This window comes from Bifidobacterium sp. (assembly GCF_051876855.1).
In the GTDB taxonomy this organism is placed as follows: domain Bacteria; phylum Actinomycetota; class Actinomycetes; order Actinomycetales; family Bifidobacteriaceae; genus Bifidobacterium.
The window spans coordinates 1-1,571 of sequence record NZ_JBJEIH010000069.1; the positions used below are offsets into that span (position 1 = coordinate 1).

Here is a 1,571-nt window from a genome sequence, read left to right on the forward strand (position 1 = left end):
TCGACGGCAACGAGCAAGTCCGCATACCCGACCACTCAATCCCCTGGACCGAACGAATACCACAACAATTCAACTCCGACATCTGGCATATGGCCGGTAAACGCTTTGCAGCACAAAATTACGAAGCAGCTGCTGCTGAGGTGGTTGAGCGAGAATGTGTCACTGATATTCTCCGAGGCATTATCAGCATGAACAGCACTCGCTCAGCAAAGAGAATCTGCTCCACATCCGCAATATTCATTTCAGGCGGAGACAAGCCCGAGGAGGCATCGGAACATGACCTTGAAGCGATGAAGACAAACCCCACATGGGTGCATCTGAATTACCTTCAGCCCGAGGACCGTGGAAACCGGCATTGGTATTCCAGTGAACCTGAATGCACTACGAATGTCGTAGCCGATACGGATTGCGACGAATTCCCGTTCTTCTCCACACTACAAGGAGGAGGGAAAGCGGTACCACGCCCTTCACTTAAACGTATCAGCAGCTCCAGCAACAGAAGCCAAGGTGCTTTCTTGTCTCACTACTATCAACGCTGCCAGTTTTCTGCTGGACATGATTTCTATTTCATCCCTATTCCAAAAAACGTTTCGAAAAGCTTGGTCGTTCCTACAGGAGGTGTGTGCGATGTCGCTGAGTGAATCGTTGGATGCGTTGCGCGGGTATGAGGATTTCCTCGCCTCGCGTGGCGCTGATGTGGTCCGCAGGCTGCGTCCGGGGTTGGACGGTCAACGGATCGATGACCTGTGTCGGCAGCATAACGCGGTATTGCCGCAGGATGCGCGCGCGTTGTGGATGTGGCATGACGGTGATGCCGCCGGCCCGTGGGAGGACAACGGGTGGACCGGCCAGCCCGGCATCGTCGCCTGGTATTCCTTCCCCAGCCTCGAATCCACACTCACCATGCTGGAACAAGAATGCCCCGACCGCGAAACACCGCTGCGCCTGCCCGGTGACGATGAGGCCGATGTACAACACCACGTACGTGACGCGATACCGATTGCCTATTACTCTCTTGGGGCGCGTCTCGCCATAGTGGATTGGCCGATAAAGCGCCAATGCGTCATCTACCCCGGAGGCGGAGCGAATGGTGCCTATGCGCTGTATCGCGGGGAATATTGGACATTGCCTGATTTCATCAGCATGTGCGAGCAATGCATCGAATCCGGCCTGTGGCGTATCTACCCCGATGGGCAAATCAGGGTCGATCGTACACGGCAGATGAGCATTTACCATGAACGTGTCAAACGCAACGGCGGCAAGCCGATTAAAGATCCCGCGTATTCCGGCGACCAGTCCGGCAAAGGTATCACGCTCCAAGAGATGTTGAGCTTTGCCGCAGCCGCGCAACAAGACGAGTTACAGCATAACCATAAGGCAGTGGACAGGAATGCCGACGACACTCAGGAAGGAGACGGTCATGGCGTTCAATGAGGTTACCGAGGCGTTGCGCGAGTATGAGGCCAAGGTCGCCGAAAAAGGCGGCACCGCGGTTCGCAGGCTCCGCCCCGGGCTCACCCGTGAGGATGCGCAGCGGATCGCCGCCGGGTATGACGTCACACTAACCGAGG

At 56.1% G+C, this 1,571-nt stretch carries 2 protein-coding genes; both read left to right on the plus strand.

Going from position 1 to position 1,571, the window contains the following annotated elements; genetic code table 11:
• The coding region (locus ACI38B_RS04755; RefSeq protein WP_439729746.1) for a NucA/NucB deoxyribonuclease domain-containing protein at window positions 1-641 on the plus strand (641 nt) is incomplete at its 5' end.
• Complete coding sequence (locus tag ACI38B_RS04760; RefSeq protein WP_439729747.1) at window positions 628-1,434, plus strand: hypothetical protein; 807 nt, start codon at window positions 628-630, stop codon at window positions 1,432-1,434. The genes ACI38B_RS04755 and ACI38B_RS04760, both read left to right, overlap by 14 nt.
• The last annotated feature ends 137 nt before the right edge of the window (window positions 1,435-1,571 follow it).